Raw genomic sequence first — 20,900 nt, 5'->3', positions numbered from 1 at the left:
TAGGTTTGTGTCAATTTTATTTCACAAATTGACATTTTAAATTAAGCGATGAAAACTTTGCGATTTTGTTTCATGGTTATGCTATTTATAACCAGTATATCTATACATGCCCAGAATATCCGTTCTACTGTATCGGGCACAGTTGTATCTCCTGATAAGATACCCTTGGAGAATGTATCCGTTTCGATTGAAGGTACTCATTATGGGGCTTTAAGTGATGAGAATGGAAAATTCCGTTTCAGCGGGTCAATAGGCCAATATATGCTTGTTGTATCTTCATTGGATCATAAGTCGTATAAATCGGCCGTAAACCTAAAACGGGGAGAAAATACGTTCAATATTGTATTGACCGAAAAGGCGCATGAATTAACCGAAGTAGTTGTTGAAGCTGCGGTGAACAGATTCTCGAACAAGGAATCTGAATACATAGCCAGACTCCCGCTCAAAAATCTGGAAAATCCGCAGGTATATTCTGTAATTGGTAAGGACCTGATAAAAGAGCAGATAATTGTCAATTTTGATGATGCTCTTAAAAATAGCTCGGGAATTGATAAGCTCTGGTCCTCTACAGGACGCGGTGGCGATGGCGCTGCCTATTTCTCGTTAAGGGGATTTGCTGTTCAGCCCACAATGGTAAATGGTCTGGGCGGACAAACAAACGGAGGGTTGGACCCTGCCAATATAGAACGTATAGAAGTCTTGAAAGGGCCTTCGGGTACACTGTTTGGCAGTAGCTTGGTTTCTTTTGGCGGATTAATAAATATTGTAACCAAAAAGCCATTTGAGAATTTTGCCGGTGATATATCATATACTATGGGCAGCTACGGGCTAAGCCGGATAGCAGCCGATATAAATACACCGATAGACAAGGACAAGAAATTGTTGTTAAGGACAAATGCGGCCTATCAGACAGAAAATAGTTTTCAGGATGCCGGTTTTAAAAAGTCTGTATTTCTTGCTCCGTCTTTGCTGTATAAAGCAAGCGATAGATTGTCATTCACCGTCAATACTGAATTTTATACTTCGGAAAGTACAAATCCATTAATGGTATTCCTAAACAGAAGCCGGGAATTGGAATATAAGACACCTGATGAATTGGGGATGGATTATAAACGTTCATTTACAAGTAATGACATAACAATAAAAACACCTACCACTAAGTTGTTTGGTATGATGGAATATAAATTATCTGATAAATGGACGTCGCAAACATCTGTTTCATACAGCAACCGTCAGTCGAAAGGTTTATACTCGTATGTGATGTTTCTCCAACCTCTTAGAGACGATACATTGAGCAGGTATGTCGGTTCGCAGAATACAACAGGAACAACAGTCGATATCCAGCAAAATTTTATAGGAGACTTCAAAATAGGAAATATGAGAAACCGCCTGGTGGTTGGATTCGATTATTTCAACAGTAAATCGAAGGGTAGTAGCAACTATATATTGTTTGATAAAATAAGTAGTACCGGAGCCGATCCAAACTATACAAATCTGAGTGAGGCTGCTGTAAATGCCAAGCTATCAGGGAGCACCCCATCCAAATCAAATTCGAACGCAAATACATATAGCGTGTATTTCTCTGATGTATTGAATGTTACCGACCGGCTTCTATTGATGGCGAGTTTACGGCTCGATTATTTTGACGACAAAGGTTATTATGATGTTAGTAGCGGGGAAACATCAGGCGATTACAATCAGACAGCTTTCTCGCCTAAGTTTGGGGCCGTTTATCAGATATTACCGGAAAAACTTTCTATTTTTGCCAACTATATGAATGGTTTTGAAAATGTGGGTTCTTCGGTTCAGCCGGACGGTTCAGTCCGTACGTTCAAACCAAAACAGGCAAACCAAATAGAGGGAGGTATTAAAATATCATTGTTTGATGGAAAACTGGTAGGTACAGCGAGTTATTATGATATATATGTGACTAATGTAACTCGTCCTGACCCCGATCAAGTCGGTTTTACAATTCAGAACGGAGATGTTTATAGCCGTGGTGTGGAATTTGATCTTACAGTTAATCCCATAGCTGGTCTTAGTATTATCGCCGGATACAGTTACAACGAAAGCGTAAACAAAAAGACAAGTCCATCTGTTGATGGTCGCAGGGAGATAAGCGCAGGCCCCAGAAACTTAGTAAACGGATGGGTAAGTTACACAATACAGAATGGTGTTGCCAAAGGTCTTGGATTCGGATTCGGTGGTAATTATGCAAGTGAGAATGCAATAACTAATACTGCAGAAACAGGCCGATTCGTTATCCCTGCATATAGGATATTGAATGCCACCGCTTTTTATTCTACAGGTGCATTCCGTTTTGGTTTGAAGGTGGATAACCTGACCGATAAAAAATATTGGAAGGGCTGGAGCACTGTTGAACCTCAAAAATTAAGACAGGTAATCGGAAATATTTCATTTCACTTTTAATGAACACAAAACAAAAGAAAAGCTTTTCATTCCGTAAGGTGTGCCATTGGGCGCACCTTTGGCTTGGTTTAATATCAGGGATTATTGTTTTTATTATAGCTATCACCGGTTGCATTTATACTTTTCAGGAAGAACTTCGTGGCATATTTCAGCCACAGCAATCTGTAGTAAAGGAAGATAAGCCGTTTTTGTCACCCCATCAGCTCAAAGAGAAGGCAGAGCCATATGTTTTCAAAATCCCCGGAGATAGTCTTAATACAATCTACGGAGTAAGTTACAATAAAGGAGACAAGCCCGTTACAGTGGCATATAACCATAGCGAAAAAGGATATACCCTTCTGCTGTTAAACCCTTATTCGGGTGAATATATTGGAGAACAAACTTATAGTGGCGACTTTTTCGGTTTTATTCTTTCCGGTCACCGCAATCTTTGGCTACCTTATGCAATAGGGCATCAGATAGTGGGCTGGGCAGTTGTTGTATTTGCAATAGTGACAATAACCGGAATTGTGCTGTGGATTCCCCGCAAATGGAAGAAAAAGGCTGTAAAGGCGGGATTGGCTATAAAGCGGAAAAGCAGATCATTTATGTTATTCTACGAATTACATAAAGTATTGGGGTTTTATACGGTTCTGTTCGCTCTTATTTTCGCTCTAACAGGGCTGACATGGAGTTTCAAATGGTATTCAAATGCATATTATAATGTAATCTCCGGAGGAGAAGAACTCAAAGAGTGGACTCCGGCTTTGTCCGATACTACTTTAGTATCCTCATTTTCAAATCCGGACGAAGTATTATGGGAACGTGTTAAGCAGGAATACAAAATAGGGGAGCAAGGTATATTTATATTTGATTTTCCTATCGGGGAAACGGGTGCTTACCGCATTTGTTTCAATTCGGCTGATAATAATGAGACGTATTACAAACGACATTTCCGCTTTTTTGACCGTAACTCATTGCAGGAACTCGAAGGTGGCGGTATATATGGCATAAGTTATGAGGAGTCTTCCAATGCGGATAAGTTTTACCGTATGACTTATGATATCCATGTCGGGGCAATCGGCGGTCTACCGGGCAAAATAATTATGTTTCTGGCAAGTTTTATCATAGCCAGTTTACCTGTAACCGGTTTTATAATATGGCTAAAGAAAAAGAAGTCGAAAGCGGAAAAATAAAACGGAATAACCAGCATTAAATAAACAAGGGCTGTCTCAAAAGTAAGGCAGCCTTTGTTTCTGTGATTTTAGATAAATTCTATATTAGTTGTGCAAATAAATAATTTAATTAAAATATTCTATTCTTTTATTTTTTACAATGATTAAACTTATATTGAAAATGGTTATTTGTTTTTGCTAACGTTTTATCTATAAAGTAAGCTATTAGCCATTAGCTTTTAGCTGTCAGCAGATAGTTCTTTGAAAAATGAGATGAGGATTTAAAGATTCAAGGTTTAATAATTTGAAAATTGAAAATGTGTAACTTTTGTTACCTTTTAACTATATATCATAAATAAAGGTTAATTAAATGTCACTGGTGATAAGTATATTGTTAATATTAGAAAGATGTAAGATATGAAGATGTTACTTTTTGATTCTGCCGGCCAGATATAATAATGCATAACAAAGCTACTACCATATTGAGAAAGAAAAGGAATTCGCCTTTACGACTAAATTTTTCGTCTTGATACAAAACGGAAAACTACCAATGTTTTAACATCTTACTTTTATACTGAAAAAACAACATAGATCGTGAAACATTACTTATGGAGCAGAACAAATCTTTTTCCACATCCTTGCAGAGAATTACAGTCATAGATGCTTTAAGGGGCTTTGCCCTATTGGGAGTCATACTCACCCATATGTGGCAACATTATGGTATTTTTTCATTTTCCGGTATGGACCTAGGTGAACCTTTGTTTCCTAAATTAGATGAGTCGCTCCGGTGGCTACTGCAAAATGCGATAATGGGAAGGTTTATAAATATCTTCGCATTCCTGTTCGGTCTAAGCTTTTTCATTCAGATGGACAGAGCTTCTAAAAAAGGGATTGATTTCCGGAAACGTTTCTTGTGGCGCATGGTTATACTTTTTATTATCGGAATCATCGGAAACTGTTTTTATACTGGAGATATTTTATCCATTTACGCTGTATTCGGAGTATTAATGGTTTTTCTTTATAAGTGTAAGAATTGGGTATTAATTGCTATCATTACCCTTTTGCTGATAGGCCTTCCCCGTATTTTAACAACGAGTTATAATCAAATGGTAAAAGTAGAGCAAACAACAAATTCGGGCAGTGCCCAAACTTCGGAAAACCGCCCTGCTGTACGTCCGCAAGCTTCAAATACGGAGAAACCTTCTTTTCTTAATTCAGCAAAGAATAACCTGACAAGAGGGCTGGAGGGAAAATTAAATTATCAATTTGGCTTATTTGGCCGTGGATATATTACACTGGCATTATTTATCCTAGGATTGATTATTGGTCGTATGCGCTTCTTTGAACAGGTTGAGATACAGAAGAAAAGGAACTTCATCCTTTTTGCAGGATTTGTTCTTGCCGTTATTGTTGTAAACTGGATTGTTGGATTATTTCCACCACAAGATATAAGGATGCTTATGAGGTCGGGTGCTGATATATCACCTGCTTTATTAGCTGTAATGGCTTTAGAAAATATTAGTACAGTATTATTCTCCGGGGCTTTGGTCATGGGATTTATAATACTTTACCAGATTAAAGGTATTGGAAAATGCCTGAGTGTGATGACTCCATATGGTCGTATGGGACTCACTAATTATGAGATGCAAAGTGTTATCGGTTGTCTTATATTCTCTATGTGGGCATTGGGTTCTATTTTTGGCAGCTGGGGAATTACAGAGTTATTTGCTTTAGGATTGGCTATATATGCAATGCAAGTCATATTTAGCAAATATTGGCTGAAGCACTTCTTGTATGGACCTCTTGAATGGCTCTGGCGTTCGGCTACTTATCTGAAACTGCAACCATTCAGAAGGAAATAAATAAAATTATTTCGGTAGAATTTAAACAGTTACTCAAATAACATCAGTATTTTTATAATCCGGATATCATTTAATAAAATGAATATTTTAAATAAATATACAACTTTTAAACTGCTACTGATTACATTGATCAGTGCAGTTTTTATTGTCTATCCCAATATAGCTTGTCTACCGTGGGAATTGGGTTTTATAAAGGGAATTGATAGGACTTATCATCTGCTTTACTTTGCTGTCCGCTATGTCTTTTTCTGTATATTAATTTTTGCGTTGCTCAAGGCTAATGTACAGGTGTTTAATACACAGTCGTTTAGGAGACGATTTTGGAATAATTTTATTGTCAGTTTGGCCGCTTATATTACTTTTATCGGGACTACTTTGCTGGTTTATCCCAAAGGAACTCATTTTGGGAGCATATTAGTGTTTCAATTTTTTGTGGTATGCTTTCTAGTCACTTTTACCGGGCATACCTATTTGCTCTATTCTGTTCAGAGGAAAAAGGAGCAAGAGATAGAACAACTTAAAATGGAAAACTTGCAGAGCCGTTACGATGCATTGATGAACCAGATAAATCCACATTTTTTCTTCAATTCGTTGAACGGACTGACTGCTCTGATAAGAAAAAAGAATGATGAAAATACATTGACCTACGTAAACAAAATGTCGGATGTATTCAGGTATATATTGCAAAGTGATAAAAAAGGTCTGGTTACACTTGAAGAAGAATTAGAGTTTGTAGATGCATTCTTTTATATGATGGAGGTGCGTTTTGCCAATAAACTGGAATTCAAAGTCTGTGTAGATAAGGAAAAATTATCTTGTAAATTACCCGTTTTGTCAATTCTTCCTTTGATTGAAAATGTAGTGGTTCACAACAGGATTGACAGCGAGCATAAAATGGTGGTTACAATCCGCCTGAATGAACAAGATGAACTGGTTGTCACCAATCCTATATATCCGAAACTATCACCTCCTGAAACAAACGGAACAGGACTTAAAAATCTCGAAAACCGTTTCTTATTACTCATGAATAAGCAAATCAGGATAGTAGATAAGGATGACCTGTATTATGTCTATTTACCATTAATCATATAGTCATTATGAAAGTACTGATTGTTGAAGACGAAACGGCAGCTTACGAAAATCTTGTTGACATACTCAATGAGATAGATCCTGCAATAGAAATTGTAGGGAATACGGAGAGTATCAGTCAAACTGTAAAATGGTTAAATTCCAATCCTACGCCCGACCTCATACTCATGGATATTCACTTATCGGACGGTTCGGCTTTTTCCATCTTTGATGCTATGGAAGTAGAAACTCCGATTGTTTTTACTACTGCCTATGATGAATATGCTATCGAAGCATTCAAGGTAAACAGCGTCGATTATTTGCTTAAACCAATTAAACCGGAAGAACTAAAACGTTCGTTACAGAAACTGAGTAAATGGACACGTAATGATATTACCGCATATCTGTCGAAATTGATGCAGCTTGCACCCCAACCACGGTATAAGGATAAACTGTTGATACCGGTAAATGACAAACTGCTCCCCATCGATTTACATGATGTGGCCTGTTTTTATACAACGGATAAAACGACTCGGATATACCTTAAAAATGGTAATTCGTATCTATATACCAAAACGTTGGAACAGATATATTCATCGTTGAACCCGACAGATTTTACGAGGGCTAATAAGCAATTTATTATTGCGCGCAACAGTGTACAGAATATTACAGTCTGGTTTGATAATCGCCTGCTGATCACTCTGGATATAGAAGTCCCCGAACGTATTTATATCAGTAAGAATAAAGCCTCGGAATTTAAAGTCTGGCTAGTAAATGAATAGATTTTAATTGATATTACATAGAGTAGAGCAAACTGATGCCAAAAATATGCAGTGGAAATAGACAGAGTAGTATTGATGTCTGCTCACTTTTCGTTTTCATTATGTAATATCAATTCAGCCTGAGTACTAGATTGACTCAGGCTGCTTTCTGATAACTTTATTCTTCCAGATTTACTATTATTCGCTTTTATAAATATTTTTTTCGCATTCGTCAAACGTAGAGAATTATTTGAGAAAAAAAATAGATATTTGTATTAATATTCATTGATTTAAATCTAAACAAATAGAATTGAGAATTCCATATAAATATGAAGAAGAAAATCAAAGGCTCTTTCTTACTATCTATTCTTACTTTTTTTGCCATGCCATTTTTTGCACAAAATAATAATTTTGAAAATGCTGTACGGGAATCAGTGCGTCATCAAATGGAAATATATCCCCAATCGACACTGAAAGATCTTTACAAACATTTCTTTCAGGACAGATATGGGCCGGGTCATATCATAGATGATACAACTGCTGCCGGAAGATACCTTCAACATGAACTGGATTCTTATACAACAATTGCGGGAGAAATAGCGGAACCGACAGGCTGGCAGCATAATTTTTATCGGGTAAACCTATCCGTTATCAAGGATAAGCTCATTCCGTACGACGTATTTCTTAGTGCTTTTGTGAGAAGTGTGAATGGGATAACATCCATTCCTATCGAGGACTGGAAACAGGAGTGGGGCGAGATTGAAAAAATCATAAAATCGATGGGACTTTCACTTCCCGATTATGAAAAAGACAATGAAGAGATAGATGTAAAACTGGAGAAAGGCAATTATGTGGGGCATCATAGCGATATATTCAATAAGGCATACTCGCCGCATTACCGCATTGTCAGCCACAAAATTTTTGAAGAAGAACTACTGCCATTATTAGAAAAACAAAAAGGAAATCAATAGAGAATAATGAAAAGAATACGAACCCTAATTATTTGCGGCATACTGTTGTCAACTATGGCTCAGGCTCAAAACCAACAAGTAACGGATACTGCATCAACAAGGAAATACGCCCTGAATGAAGTAGTGGTAACAGGTTCGCGTGTACCTGTTCAACGCAACATAATTCCAGTACCCATAAGTATCGTAGACCGTAAAACAATAGAACAGAGTGAAGAGACTAACCTCCTTCCGGTTTTGATGAAATATGTTCCCAGCCTGTTCGTAACATCACGCGGGATAGCAGGGTACGGAGTGTCTACCGGTGCGGCAGGTGGTATCAGTCTGCGTGGTTTCGGCGGAGGAGCCGGGCGCGTGCTTATCCTGATAGACGGGCATCCCCAATATGCTACTATTTACGGACATCCTGTGGCTGATGCTTATATTGCATCAGATGCACAACGTGTGGAAGTTTCACGCGGTGCGGCATCTATTCTTTATGGATCTAATGCTATGGGAGGAGCTATTAACATCATAACCCGTAAGGCAACAGAAGATGGCAACAGGCTTTCTGCAAGATCGATGGGAGGCTCTTACGGTACACAACGCTATTCCATTACAGATAGTTACCGTAGTGGACGGTTTACTGGTGTGGTAAGCGGTAATTACGAACGTACCGACGGGCATCGTATTAATTCCGATTTCGAATCTTTCAGTGGATTTACCAAACTGGGATATGAACTTACAGAGGAGTGGAAAGTTACAGGTAATGTAAATATAGCGAAGTCTAAATCCCAAAATCCCGGAACAGAAAGCATGCCTATGCTGGACGGAACAGCCGATGTATTGCGTGGTATGTCGGGCCTGTCTGTTGAAAATAATTATGGTAAAACAAGTGGAGCTGTAAATCTGTATTATAGCTGGGGCGACCATGAAATAAACGATGGGTATTTTGCAGGAGGAACACCTCGTCCATTTCTTTTCAATTCGACAGACTATATGGGAGGCGCGAATATTTACCAGTCGGCAAGCCTGTTCAAAGGAAATACAATAACAGGAGGATTCGATGCAAAGATATATGGAGGAAACGCTTACCGCGATCCTGAAACAGAAGTATATGCCGACCATATTAAACTCCACGAAGTAGCCGGCTACCTCTTTGCTCAACAAGAAGTGGATATATTTATGCTGAATATTGGAATTCGCTTGGAGAACCATAAGTTATATGGTACTGAATGGATACCACAAGCCGGTTTTTCAGTAAAGGCAGCTGAAAATACACACCTGAAATTCTCTGCGTCCAAAGGCTTTCGCACACCTAATTTGCGCGAATTGTACATGTATGCTTCTGCCAATGAAGATTTATTGCCTGAACGTAGCTGGAGCTACGATCTTTCCATTACACAAGGCTTGTTTGACAATCGTATGTCAACAGAGTTGACTTTTTTCTACACTGAAGGGGATAACATCGTGGAGACTATTCAAGTAGATGGCCGACCACAAAATCGGAATGTGGGTGAGTTTGCCAACAAAGGGATAGAATTCAGCCTCAATTATCAACTGCTGAAAAACCTCAGAATGCATACCAATTACAGTTATCTCCATATGAATACGCCTATAACAGGTGCCCCGAGACATAAGCTATACGCAGGTATGTCATACGATCCGGGTAAATTTTCATTCAGTGCAGGTGCACAACTTATAGATAAACTGTATCTTTCTACCGGAAGCAATGCTCAAATGAGCAATTATACATTAGTAGATGCCCGTGCATCCTATCGCGCAATGAAATGGCTGGAAGTTTTTGCTAAGGGAGATAACTTATTAGCAAGAAAGTACGAGACAATGCTTGGTTTTCCTATGCCACGTGCTACATTTATGGGTGGCGTAAATTTAAATTTTTAACACAATAAAAAACAGAAGCAATGAAAAAGACACATTTTACTTTGTTTGTTCTATTCGCATTCTGTATCGTTTCTGTATACGGATGTTCCTCAAACAACAAAGAAAAGAAAAGCCAATCCGAAGAAGCAACAGAAGAAAACAGCTTACCTAAAGTTTATTTTACGAAAGAAATTACACCTGAAAGCCTTATGCGTGTTTATAAGGCTTTGGGGCGCGAAGCAAAGGGGAATAATGTAGCCATAAAAGTCAGCACGGGAGAACCCGGAGGAAAGAACTTCCTTAAGCCAACCTTGATTAAGGATTTGGTACAGTCTGTGAATGGTACTATCATCGAATGTAATACTGCCTATGGCGGAAACCGATCCAGTACAGAACTTCACCTGAAAGCTGCGCGCGATCACGGTTTTATGGATATTGCAAAAGTAGATATAATGGATGCTGACGGAGAAGTGGACTTGCCTGTAACAGGAGGCTCACATATTACCCGGGACATTGTAGGTAAGAACTTTCTGAATTATGACTTTACTGTTATACTCTCGCATTTCAAAGGCCATGCAATGGCCGGCTTTGGGGGAGCTATCAAGAATATGTCCATCGGTATTGCTTCTGCTAACGGTAAACGCCTGATTCACTCAGGGGGAGCTAGTACTACCGATTGGGGAAGTCCTACGCAGGAAGAATTTCTGGAAACAATGTCGGAAGCAGCTAAAGCTGTTGCTGACCATGCCGCAGGAAAGATCATTTATATAAGCGTAATGAATAATTTATCAGTCGATTGTGACTGTGATTCAAATCCCGCTAACCCCGAAATGGGAGATGTTGGCATTTTGGCTTCACTAGATCCTGTTGCATTGGATAAAGCCTGTGTAGATCAGGTGTATGCCTCTACCGACCATGGTAAAATCCATCTGGTAGAACGCATGGAGTCGAAGAATGGAGCGCATGCTTTGGTACATGCAGAGAAAATCGGTATGGGCAGCCAGAAATATGAGCTGGTAAATCTTGATTGATAAATTACTTTTTCGTAATAAATTGTAGCTAAACTATAGAGAAGAGTGTGTTCAGTAAATCCTATGGGTATGTAAAGCCTGTAGGATTTATTTTATTGTAATATATCATAGGCCGTATATTGGTTTTCCGGCATCATTATTTAATGTTTTACCAGACAAGCTTTCCATAAGCACCAATATTTCTCTTTTACTATAAAAGGAATTAACAGACTATTTATCTACTTTTGCATCCCGTAGAAAAGTTGAAAAAATGAGCACAAAACTAAAAGGTACTATATACGGCGTTATCGCTGCTGTAAGCTATGGGACAAATCCTCTTGGCGCCTTGTACCTGTATAAGGAAGGACTAAATGTAAATTCTGTATTATTTTACAGGTTTTCTCTGGCTGCTATAATACTTGCCGGAATAATGCTTGTACAAAAGAAATCATTTGCTGTAACTAAAAAGGAATTAGGCATATTGGGCGTTTTAGGCATATTATTTGCCACTTCTGCTTTGTCCTTATTCACCAGTTTTCACTATATGGATGCCGGCGTAGCGTCTACGATTCTTTTTGTTTATCCTGTGATGGTGGCTGTTATAATGGCTCTATTCTTTAAAGAGAAACTATCGATGGTAACCATATTGTCTATTTCATTGGCTCTCGGAGGAATAGCACTGCTTTATAAGGGAGAGGGTGGGAGTACACTAAGCTCAATAGGGGTATTATTGGTAATGTTGTCATCCCTGACATATGCGGTTTACATAATAGTTGTGAACAAATCAACTTTAATGATGTCGTCCGTAAAACTTACATTTTATGTTTTGGTTTTTTGTATGCTGGTAATTGTAGTACATTCATTCTTCGAGACAAATAACCATTTGCAACTACTTACAACGCCTACTATGTGGATGTGGGCTGCCATGTTGGCATTGGTTCCCACTGTTATATCTTTGATTACGATGGTTAAGGCTGTGCATGCTATTGGTTCTACGCCGACTGCTATAATGGGCGCATTGGAACCGCTTACGGCCGTGATTATCGGTATAGCGATTTTTGGAGAGGTCCTTACGATAAGGTTAGCTACAGGTATTGTTTTGATTTTATCGGCTGTTATCATTATTATAGCCGGGAAATCCATTACACCTCTTAAACTTCATACAGCCGTAAATAATGTAGGGCGGGTTCTGAAAAAGTATTTCAGATGGAAATAAAATATTCTCGGTAGGCTCTTATAACTGTAGGTGGGGAAATATTGATTGCTAATATTCAAAGTTTAACTTTTGGCTTGTACATATCTAGTTGCATCAAGTTACATTCTCTTTTCATGCGTATGGAATATTCCAGTCTTCCCATTTCCGGGCTAATATTATTTGAGCCAAAAGTAAATTTAATTCCGGCTCTTTTTGCTTTCATTATGATTGCTTTGTTGGGAATGCTGTATAGTTCATTTATTTCTAAAGCCATACCACTTTTAACGAGCGCATCGATGACTTTATCTATTCTGTCTTCAGTCCAGAATGCATCGTAACGGTCATTCATTTGTTCAGGAAGGAAGAACGGGTTAACGTATACATCAGCCGGCTCTTGCAAAACCGAACATATCCGGTCAACAATCATGTCCATGTATTGTTGTTCATCATTGATCACAACTTCTTCATTTACCCATAAGTGTACCCGTTGCCCTCTCAGGTCATTAAAGGTCAAAGCATCCGTAAACACAAAGTCAAACCCGTGCCGGGCTTTTTCAGAGAAAGTTGTTGCCCATTCCCGGCCTTCGCCTTGCATGGCAAGTATGAAGGGTTGGGTACGCATTGTGTCCAGAAAGTTAAATACTTCTATGTCGTTTGTAACCGGAAATCCAATTCCACAGTTAGGAGCAACGGCATAGTTAATACCTGTTTTCCGTGATTGTTTTGCGGCTGCTTCCTTCGTAAATCCTCCTTTTAAATGTACATGATAATCGAGAACCGGAAAGTCTTCCTGATGGAGATGAAGTATATCATCGTTTTGTTCGTCTTTAGCAATGGCAAGTTGTGCCGGAATATTTATGTCTTTTCTGTCGAGTGCTTCGATCGAGATATTTTTAAACTCTATAGCTCCGGCCCCTTTGCTTGCTACCGAAATTGTACCACTCGAGAGAATGCATTTTTCATTTGGTGATATACGTAAGGGATGTGCGGGTTCTATATATTCTACAACAGGCTCTCCATTCACTTTCACTGCTATGGATTGACCTTCTACCCGGATATTCATAGTAAACCACTGGTTGTCCTTTACCAGACTTTTGGTGAGGTTGCGCACAGATAAGAGGCTGCCTGTCATTCTCCACCATATCGGATCTGTAGCGTCGTTGTTAATCGCTATCCGGTAGCCTTTACCGGAATCATCAGTATGAAAACAGATAAAGCCTTTGCCATTTTGAGTGGTTCGTAATACCAACTTTAAATCGAAATCTTTATATTCACCGTTTTTCAGGGTGGCACGGGAGTTTGGCCCTGAGAGTATTAGCGTGCTGTCATTTATAGAGACATTACCGGCAGTCTGCCAATCTTTATTTTCATTACCATTAAATAATATCCTGCTTTTAGAATCGGTGCAGGAGCTTAACCAAATGGAACTTAAAACGAGTAGTAATATTATTGTCCGACTCATATGTCAAAGGCTTGTTTCAATTTTTATACAGATAGAAAACCTAATTATTTACTATAGCTGGCTTTCACAAATTGGGCATTTAAAAGATAATCCAGACTGGTTTTTATACTTTCCTCAATAGTCGTACTATATTTCTCTACTTCGACGATGATATGCTTTACACCGGCTGTTTCGGCATTCTTAAAGATGGCGTCAAATCCGACCATCCCGCTTTGTCCGATCTCACGATGGTCTTTTATATGCAGCACAGAGAATCTGCCCGGATATTTGTTAAAATAATCGACCGGACTATTTTTGCCTATTACGACCCAATATACGTCCATTTCGATAAATACAAATTCAGGATTTGTATTTTCAATCATAAAGTCCATCATCACTACTTTGTCTTCTACTTTCTGAAATTCATGAGCATGGTTATGATATCCGTATTTCAGTCCGTTAGCTTTACATCTTTTACCTATTTCGTTGTAATAATCACAATACGTTTTTAAGTCTTTAACTGTCTTCGGTACCTCCAACCAGGGGGTAACAATATAAGTCATTCCGGCATCTTTATGTGCTTTAATTGCTGTATCCCACCATTTTAAAGATTCTGTAAAGTCACCGGAAGCCAGTTCTTCGGGTGCCAGCGGTTTAGTGCAATGCGAAGACAGGACTTTCAGTCCCGCTGTTTCTACGTCTTTTCTGAATTCCTGTGGTGTGCGGTTATAGAATTTACCATCATTATATCCGGCTGCTTCCACTGCGGTATATCCCATTTGTGCCAGTTCTTTCAGTATTGCTGTATAATCGGTATCATACTTGCCTGTTTGATTTACATAACTGCCAATTCTATCCCTGACTGAATATAACTGTATGGCTATATCCTTTTTTGCATTTTCTTTGTTCTGTGCCAGAATCGTTTGTGGTAATATTATTAATGAAGCTAATACCAACAGTAAGTAGAAGTTATTTTTCATGATATTTATTTCTGGATTGTAAATACTAAAACATACTCCATAGGAGAATCCTTAAACTCCCCTATGGAGTTGATAACCAAACTCTAAAAACTATTAATCTAAAACCTTTATACGTATATTACGGAACCATACATCATCTCCATGATCCTGAAGTCCGATATATCCTTCCCGGTCTGGCCCTCCCACATTATTTAATAATTCGAAAGCCAGCGGCCATTTTTCCTCACTGAATTTGCTTGCTTGCAGCATATCTGTCCATTGTGGAGTCCAAAGATGATATTCAACCACGTTTTCTCCGTTCTGCCCATGTACCACAGTTCCTTTAGAGACAATTATCTTAGCCTGGTTCCACTCTCCGAAAGGCTTCGCGTTTTGTGGTTTAGCCGGAATCATATCATATAATGACATCGATTTGCGGTTGTTATCTTTACCCAATTTTGCATCAGGGTGATTTTCGTTATCTAAAACCTGTGCTTCGGGAGAAGAAATATAAATAGGCTCCATTCTCATCTCTCCTGTTTTGGGATCTTTGGATTCTATTTCTTGTGCCAAAATAAATATACCGGAATTACTTCCCTTGGCCACTTTATATTCCAGTTCGAGTTCGAAATTTTTGAACTTATGTGCAAAGATCAGGTCGCCTCCGTCTCCGTCTTGCGCTTCTCCACCACCCGAACCATTGAATTTAATAGCTCCATTATCTACTGTCCATTTTCCCGGAACATTATCTTTGCCGTATCCACGCCAGCCTTTCATGTCTGTTCCGTCAAACAGGATAATGTAGCCATCTTTGTCTGTTTTGAATTCGGATAAGTTAACTTGCGGCTTATCAAGTGCTCTATATTCAGGCAACTTGCTTTCTGCTGTTTTATTTTCGTCCATATTAGTATTGCTGCTTTCAGACTTTTTGGAACTACCGCCACATGCTGCCATAAAGCCTGATAACAGGATGCAACTGATTGTATATAAAGATTTATTCATCACTCTATTTTTTATATTATTATATGGTTTATCTTGGCATTTCAGGGAGTTTCCACCCTTCACGGTAAGTATGTTTGATCAACTCCTGCGCATAAGCCTGCACATTTACCGGGTCAGTCCATGTCTTATCGAATGTCGGATGCCCGTCTTTAATCTGGAAACCGTCTTTGATAACCGTGCGGATGGTTGCGTTCGGATCGATATTGGTAAATTTCATATTTGGTCCGTCCCAATGCAATTCCTGATTAAGGGATTGTAATCTCACAGCAAGCACGCCCATAACCACCATTTCGTTAAACGGTCCGGCTTCGCTGAAAGGTGATGCAGTCTCAATACGGTTCGAAGCATCTTCTTTACATGCACGTACCCAATCCATTTCGTGGGAAGTTGTCACTTCTCTTAATACTTTAGGTGCGCTCGGGGTTCTGCCTGAAAGCAACCATGGGCGTACACCATAGCAACCGCAGATGAGAGTGTCTTTTGTTCCATGAAATATCACGCCGCCTCCTTCATCATTCAAATCTTTATTGGCAGGGAATCCTTCAGGCAGCCTTGGTCTCAATCCTCCGTCGTACCAGATTACTTTAACCTCAGGCATTGCTACTTTAGGCATATTTTCCCTGGCCGGGAATGTTAGTTCTACAGTTTGGGCGGTAGGAGCGCTGTCGGTCAGAAGAAGGGTTGAACTTGCCTGTGCCTTGGTCGGGTAACTTAACTTTAAGCCCTTAAAAACAGGATGTAGGATATGGCAGGCCATATCTCCCAACGCGCCAGTTCCGAAATCCCACCAGCCGCGCCAGTTCCACGGTGTATAAATGGAGTTATACTCACGATATTTTGCAGGTCCGAGGAATAGATCCCAGTTGAGGGTATTCGGAGCTTTTTCTCCTTTTTCAGGACGGTTAAGTCCTTGTGGCCAGATAGGACGGTCGGTAAAGGCTTCCACTTTTGTTATTTCGCCTATCTCACCGTTCCATATCCATTCGCACATCTTGCGCACGCCTTCACCGGATGAGCCCTGATTACCCATTTGTGTCGCAACCTTATACTTTTCTGCCAGTTTTGTCAGCAGGCGTGATTCATAGACAGTATGGGTCAATGGTTTTTCTACATACACGTGTTTTCCCATTGTCATAGCTTCGGCCGCTACAATAGCATGTGTATGGTCTGCCGTTGCAATCATTACCCCGTCGGCCTCTTTTCCCAGTTCCTCAAACATTTTACGATAATCGTAATATTTCTTTGCGTTGGGGTATTCTTTAAATACATTTGCGCTATATTTCCAGTCCACATCACATAGTCCTATGATATTCTGAGAATTCATACTCCTTAAGACGTGTGCCCCACGACCGCCTACACCCACACCTATGATGTTAAGCTTATCACTAGGGGCAACATGTCCGAATGATTTTCCCAGAACGGTATTGGGTACTACTGCTAGTCCGGCTAATGCTGTAGCTCCTGTTTTCAGGAACTTTCTTCTTGAAAAGTCTGACATAATTTAAAAATTGTATTTATTAGTAACTGAAATATTATATTTGTTGTAACAGGCCATACCCGTTTTTCATTGTTTTTCTTCTTTGCAGTATTTTTTCCAGAGTCTGTATTTCTCCTATAGCCGGCAGGTCCTTACTCTTGGCATCTTCCAGAAATTCCCATGCATATTCTGAAGATATGGCCGAGTCTCGCAATGTTGGCAAGTTGGGGTGTCTGACGCCCGATTCTATAGAATCGGCAAACAGGTTACATAATACGTCAATGTTTTTGCCTCCGAATGGCCTTTCTTCCCGTATAGTCTGGGTTACTCCGTGTAGTTCGACCACAGCTGTTTTAAAGTCGTGCGTCATACGGGCAATACCTTCAGTCCCAATCATATCTATATATGAGTTGTGTGTTTGCTTGGCCGATAATTGTCCATATACGTGTCCTTGTGTAATATCGAAGACAACACCATTCTCAAATGTGCCGTGACATTGTAGCCACCACGGGTCTTTATAATTCCACATCCGTACAGCCTGCGCATTCCATGTTCTGAAATTGCAGTCGGTGTACCAGCGTGCGATATCGACATAATGCATTCCGCAATCGTGAAATGAAGGGCCTTCGTATTCATGCCCTTCTCCGGGAGCGAGTCCCGGTGTAAGGTGGCATATACGTATGATGGCCAGTTCGCCGATTTCACCTTTTTGTATAAAATCTTTGATTAATTTATGATACCATGAATTGCGCAGATATAGATTTACGGTAGAGAACAAATCTGTGCTTTCTGCAACACTCACAGCGTTCCATTCCCTTGTAATAGTATCTGCTATCGGTTTTTCGGAGATGACGTGTTTTCCGCTTTGAATAGCTCTCTCTATCTGTTCCTTTCTTGAGTTTGCCAGGGCAAACAGGCCAACAACCTGTACTGTGGGGTCATCAAATATTTTCTGTTCGTTTTCTATAATTTCAGATTCCGGAGAAAGTTTTCTGGCCAGCTCCCGTGAACTTGGACTTACATCACATATATAAGCCACGTTCCACCGCCCACTCTTCTGCATTTCCTGAAGATAAAACCTTCCCATTCTGCCAAACCCTATGAGTCCGACTTTAATTTTAGTATTCATGCTATTAACGATAAAAGATCATTTGTTAATTTATAGAGGAAAAGCGTCAGATAAAAAGCTTCAATTGCCTTTCATGGTAAAAAATACTTCGGGTTTTCCTCTTTATTACAAAACTAACTGGAAATGATGTAGGTCGATTTTTCTAAGTAGTATTTTGTAGAAGTAGTTTGTGTATATGTTGTTGATATATAGATTGTAAGTCTTTTTCTGAAGTTGAAAAATGTAGATCGGTTAGAATAAATTTATTCTGTTCTTTTGCTTATTGTTCCTATTTTCATAACCATTTCTTCAAACTCATCACGATTGGACGCGGCTTTGTTTCTCATCTTTGTCCGGTAGTTGTAAATTGTACTCATAGAGCAGCGTAAAAAACTTGCGATCTTAGTACTGTCTGTTATGCCTAGCCGCAAGAGGGCATAAATCCGTAATTCCTTATTTAGCAGGTCTTCCGTTTTGAGTGTAACCTGCTCTTCTTTTGCCAGAAGGGAATTAAAATCGGATACAAATGTGGGGTACAGACTTAAAAAGGTATTGTCAAAATGTGCATATAAGTCATCCAGTTCTTTATCAACTACTGTGGTCGATTTCAATTTTTTAATCAGCTCTTCATAGTGCCTGTTTATGCCCAACTTGTAAAGGGTCTTACGATAATCCTCCATTTTGTCGATGTAAGTCGAGCAAAGATCCAGAAATTGAGCAATATATTGTTCCTTGATCTGGTTCGATTCCCATAGCTGTTCATTCCTTTCGTTCAGCAGATTATTGGTACCGTTAATCTCTTCATTCAGAGTAATCAGCTTTTTATTGGTTGCGGACAGTTCTTCTTTAATCCGGGATAATTTTTTCATCTGCTTATAGATATATATCACCAGTAAAATGAGAAATAGAGACAACAGGCTGATCAATATTAGATAAGTTTTTAATTTACTGTTTGTCTTTGTCTCTTTTGCCTGATACGAAGCATTGATAATCGAATAGAACTTTGACATTTCTGCAGTACGGAACTGAACTCCCGAGAAAACAGCATCTTCGATGGCAGATTGTGTATACTTGAATGCTTTTGATATATCGTCACTATTATAATATATAACCGCCAGGCGTTGAAAAGAGGCATTTTCCTTAATGGAGTTTTTTATATCAGCTATGGCTGACATAGTATAATATTTTTTTTCCAGTTCGGTATTGCCCTTCATACCGTTTATTGATCCTAGATAATGAGTAATTAAAGCATATTCAGGCGTGTCGATATCTTCTGTGTTGAGCAGATCGTTCAGTAGCTCGGATGCTTTTTCCGTATTTCGCAAAGTGATATATCTGTGGGCAATATTAATCTTATATAAAAAAGAAGATTGATCCAAGACACCTAGCAATGAGTCTCTGTACATTTCCACCTGATGATAGTATTTACTCTGGTTACTTGTAGCTCCGTAGTGTTCGTAAAACCGGGAATATGTTTCATAATATTCGGCCAACAGATCTTTTGGAAGTTTGCTCGAATCCAGGCTTGTCAGTATTTTCTCCGATTCGAGTAATCTTCCGGCATAGGAATAAACCTTGGCAAGATTAATGTTTGAATTGTATTTCAGATTTTGATTATTCAGAGATTCTGCGATCTGTACATTTCTTTCAGCATAATGTATTGCCGAATCCAGTTTAAATTTCTTGTATTCGTTGTATAGCCTGAGGTTTATTTCATATTCATATTCTGAGGAAGAAGGTTTCTTTTCCAACAGCTTTTTCAGGTTACTGATTCCTTTTTCTTTCTGTTCTGTAAATTGTTCTTTATTATCAATTATGTGATCCAGATAATCAGACATGGATTTCAAATCATCTTTTCCATATAATGAAATAGAAAAAATGAAAAGAATAAGAGGTATAATATAATACTTTTGACGTATACTTCTTTTGTTTCTCATGGTTCTTTATAACCTTGTCTTGGGGCACATCTGTTTGATGAAATACAAATGTATCTGATTATATTCAGATGCGAAATGATACAGGTCAAATTTTGTATAAAATTCACAACTTAAGCATATCTTCGATTATAAAGAATCCCCTCTATATGCTAAGCTATTATCTCAACAATATTGCCTTCAGGGTCTGATATTACACTCTCATAGTAACCGTCGCCTGATGTTCTGGGCTCGCCTTCTATTATATATCCATCTTTACGGAGGAGTTCCGTCAGTTCATTCACAGCTTCTTTGCTACCTACTGTAACGGCAAAATGTGTATTTCCCATAATCAATCCTCTGTTTCCGGGATTACTTGAAATATCGGGACGGTTCATCAATTCTATCCGGCATCCTCCATCATTAAATTTTATAAAATATGAGGTGAAATTTTTTTTCGGATTAAAATATTTTTCATTGGATGTTGTGTCAAAGTATTTAAGATAAAATTTGCGCATTCGTTCAATATCTTCGACCCATATAGCTAAATGTTCTATTCTCATAATATATTTACTGATGATTATTGTTGCCCAAAGATACATGCTGAATTGATTTTATGAAATGACGAGCGTCAATTTCGTAAAATGTACGGGGAATGGTTATCTTTAAGGCGCTTAATTGAAGTGAAT

At 38.9% G+C, this 20,900-nt stretch carries 16 protein-coding genes; 9 read left to right on the top strand and 7 right to left on the bottom strand.

Annotated features, from left to right (window positions below):
- Positions 1 to 48 precede the first annotated feature (48 nt).
- From IR083_RS02040 to IR083_RS02000, 9 genes are all read left to right on the top strand, one after another.
- Entirely contained in the window at positions 49 to 2,430 is a 2,382-nt protein-coding gene (locus IR083_RS02040; protein ID WP_194223061.1) for a TonB-dependent receptor, read from the top strand.
- Positions 2,430 to 3,605, top strand: a complete 1,176-nt coding sequence (locus tag IR083_RS02035) for a PepSY-associated TM helix domain-containing protein (protein ID WP_194223060.1) — start codon at positions 2,430 to 2,432, stop codon at positions 3,603 to 3,605. The genes IR083_RS02040 and IR083_RS02035 overlap by 1 nt, the downstream gene beginning before the upstream one ends.
- Before the next feature lie 587 nt (positions 3,606 to 4,192).
- The gene (locus IR083_RS02030; RefSeq protein WP_006797890.1) at positions 4,193 to 5,446 is read left to right on the top strand and encodes a DUF418 domain-containing protein; all 1,254 of its coding nucleotides are present in this window, start codon (positions 4,193 to 4,195) and stop codon (positions 5,444 to 5,446) included.
- Between the two features lie 78 nt (positions 5,447 to 5,524).
- Positions 5,525 to 6,538, top strand: coding sequence for a sensor histidine kinase (locus tag IR083_RS02025; protein ID WP_194223059.1), 1,014 nt, complete (start codon positions 5,525 to 5,527; stop codon positions 6,536 to 6,538).
- Between the two features lie 5 nt (positions 6,539 to 6,543).
- Positions 6,544 to 7,296: a LytR/AlgR family response regulator transcription factor gene (locus tag IR083_RS02020; RefSeq protein ID WP_006797892.1), complete on the top strand. Its 753-nt coding sequence runs from the start codon at positions 6,544 to 6,546 to the stop codon at positions 7,294 to 7,296.
- A 308-nt stretch (positions 7,297 to 7,604) separates the two neighbouring features.
- Positions 7,605 to 8,246, top strand: a complete 642-nt coding sequence (locus tag IR083_RS02015) for a hypothetical protein (protein WP_194223058.1) — start codon at positions 7,605 to 7,607, stop codon at positions 8,244 to 8,246.
- A gap of 6 nt (positions 8,247 to 8,252) precedes the next feature.
- The gene (locus IR083_RS02010) at positions 8,253 to 10,127 is read left to right on the top strand and encodes a TonB-dependent receptor (protein ID WP_194223057.1); all 1,875 of its coding nucleotides are present in this window, start codon (positions 8,253 to 8,255) and stop codon (positions 10,125 to 10,127) included.
- A 20-nt stretch (positions 10,128 to 10,147) separates the two neighbouring features.
- Positions 10,148 to 11,137 carry a DUF362 domain-containing protein gene (locus IR083_RS02005; RefSeq protein ID WP_194223056.1) on the top strand — a complete coding sequence of 330 codons (990 nt, stop codon included), beginning with the start codon at positions 10,148 to 10,150 and terminating at the stop codon, positions 11,135 to 11,137.
- A gap of 250 nt (positions 11,138 to 11,387) precedes the next feature.
- Positions 11,388 to 12,332: a DMT family transporter gene (locus tag IR083_RS02000; protein WP_194223055.1), complete on the top strand. Its 945-nt coding sequence runs from the start codon at positions 11,388 to 11,390 to the stop codon at positions 12,330 to 12,332.
- Between the two features lie 55 nt (positions 12,333 to 12,387).
- Here IR083_RS02000 and IR083_RS01995 read toward each other — a convergent pair whose 3' ends face one another.
- The 7 genes from IR083_RS01995 to IR083_RS01965 all read right to left on the bottom strand — a co-directional run bounded on the left by IR083_RS01995 (position 12,388) and on the right by IR083_RS01965 (position 20,774).
- Positions 12,388 to 13,773, bottom strand: coding sequence for a DUF1080 domain-containing protein (locus IR083_RS01995; RefSeq protein WP_194223054.1), 1,386 nt, complete (start codon positions 13,771 to 13,773; stop codon positions 12,388 to 12,390).
- A 44-nt stretch (positions 13,774 to 13,817) separates the two neighbouring features.
- Positions 13,818 to 14,732, bottom strand: coding sequence for a sugar phosphate isomerase/epimerase family protein (locus tag IR083_RS01990; protein WP_194223053.1), 915 nt, complete (start codon positions 14,730 to 14,732; stop codon positions 13,818 to 13,820).
- 93 nt (positions 14,733 to 14,825) lie between these two features.
- The gene (locus IR083_RS01985) at positions 14,826 to 15,713 is read right to left on the bottom strand and encodes a DUF1080 domain-containing protein (RefSeq protein ID WP_194223052.1); all 888 of its coding nucleotides are present in this window, start codon (positions 15,711 to 15,713) and stop codon (positions 14,826 to 14,828) included.
- 28 nt (positions 15,714 to 15,741) lie between these two features.
- The gene (locus IR083_RS01980) at positions 15,742 to 17,211 is read right to left on the bottom strand and encodes a Gfo/Idh/MocA family protein (RefSeq protein ID WP_194223051.1); all 1,470 of its coding nucleotides are present in this window, start codon (positions 17,209 to 17,211) and stop codon (positions 15,742 to 15,744) included.
- Positions 17,212 to 17,245: 34 nt separating this feature from the next.
- Complete coding sequence (locus IR083_RS01975; protein ID WP_194223050.1) at positions 17,246 to 18,319, bottom strand: Gfo/Idh/MocA family protein; 1,074 nt, start codon at positions 18,317 to 18,319, stop codon at positions 17,246 to 17,248.
- Positions 18,320 to 18,561: 242 nt separating this feature from the next.
- Positions 18,562 to 20,235: a DUF6377 domain-containing protein gene (locus IR083_RS01970; protein WP_194223049.1), complete on the bottom strand. Its 1,674-nt coding sequence runs from the start codon at positions 20,233 to 20,235 to the stop codon at positions 18,562 to 18,564.
- Between the two features lie 149 nt (positions 20,236 to 20,384).
- A complete protein-coding gene (locus tag IR083_RS01965; protein WP_044215403.1) occupies positions 20,385 to 20,774 on the bottom strand; it encodes a VOC family protein in 390 nt (129 codons plus the stop codon).
- Between the last annotated feature and the right edge of the window lie 126 nt (positions 20,775 to 20,900).

The sequence above is a fragment of the Dysgonomonas sp. GY75 genome (assembly GCF_015234155.1).
Taxonomy (GTDB): Bacteria; Bacteroidota; Bacteroidia; order Bacteroidales; family Dysgonomonadaceae; genus Dysgonomonas; species Dysgonomonas gadei.
Note: the sequence above shows the minus strand (reverse complement) of the source record. Positions and strands in the feature narration are given on the sequence as shown.

What these genes read in the sequence shown, in the direction of transcription:
- IR083_RS02040 (WP_194223061.1), top strand. Translation starts at nt 49, where the DNA reads ATGAAAACTTTGCGATTTTGTTTCATGGTTATGCTATTTATAACCAGT.
- IR083_RS02035 (WP_194223060.1), top strand. Translation starts at nt 2,430, where the DNA reads ATGAACACAAAACAAAAGAAAAGCTTTTCATTCCGTAAGGTGTGCCAT.
- IR083_RS02030 (WP_006797890.1), top strand. Translation starts at nt 4,193, where the DNA reads ATGGAGCAGAACAAATCTTTTTCCACATCCTTGCAGAGAATTACAGTC.
- IR083_RS02025 (WP_194223059.1), top strand. Translation starts at nt 5,525, where the DNA reads ATGAATATTTTAAATAAATATACAACTTTTAAACTGCTACTGATTACA.
- IR083_RS02020 (WP_006797892.1), top strand. Translation starts at nt 6,544, where the DNA reads ATGAAAGTACTGATTGTTGAAGACGAAACGGCAGCTTACGAAAATCTT.
- IR083_RS02015 (WP_194223058.1), top strand. Translation starts at nt 7,605, where the DNA reads ATGAAGAAGAAAATCAAAGGCTCTTTCTTACTATCTATTCTTACTTTT.
- IR083_RS02010 (WP_194223057.1), top strand. Translation starts at nt 8,253, where the DNA reads ATGAAAAGAATACGAACCCTAATTATTTGCGGCATACTGTTGTCAACT.
- IR083_RS02005 (WP_194223056.1), top strand. Translation starts at nt 10,148, where the DNA reads ATGAAAAAGACACATTTTACTTTGTTTGTTCTATTCGCATTCTGTATC.
- IR083_RS02000 (WP_194223055.1), top strand. Translation starts at nt 11,388, where the DNA reads ATGAGCACAAAACTAAAAGGTACTATATACGGCGTTATCGCTGCTGTA.
- IR083_RS01995 (WP_194223054.1), bottom strand. Translation starts at nt 13,773, where the DNA reads ATGAGTCGGACAATAATATTACTACTCGTTTTAAGTTCCATTTGGTTA.
- IR083_RS01990 (WP_194223053.1), bottom strand. Translation starts at nt 14,732, where the DNA reads ATGAAAAATAACTTCTACTTACTGTTGGTATTAGCTTCATTAATAATA.
- IR083_RS01985 (WP_194223052.1), bottom strand. Translation starts at nt 15,713, where the DNA reads ATGAATAAATCTTTATATACAATCAGTTGCATCCTGTTATCAGGCTTT.
- IR083_RS01980 (WP_194223051.1), bottom strand. Translation starts at nt 17,211, where the DNA reads ATGTCAGACTTTTCAAGAAGAAAGTTCCTGAAAACAGGAGCTACAGCA.
- IR083_RS01975 (WP_194223050.1), bottom strand. Translation starts at nt 18,319, where the DNA reads ATGAATACTAAAATTAAAGTCGGACTCATAGGGTTTGGCAGAATGGGA.
- IR083_RS01970 (WP_194223049.1), bottom strand. Translation starts at nt 20,235, where the DNA reads ATGAGAAACAAAAGAAGTATACGTCAAAAGTATTATATTATACCTCTT.
- IR083_RS01965 (WP_044215403.1), bottom strand. Translation starts at nt 20,774, where the DNA reads ATGAGAATAGAACATTTAGCTATATGGGTCGAAGATATTGAACGAATG.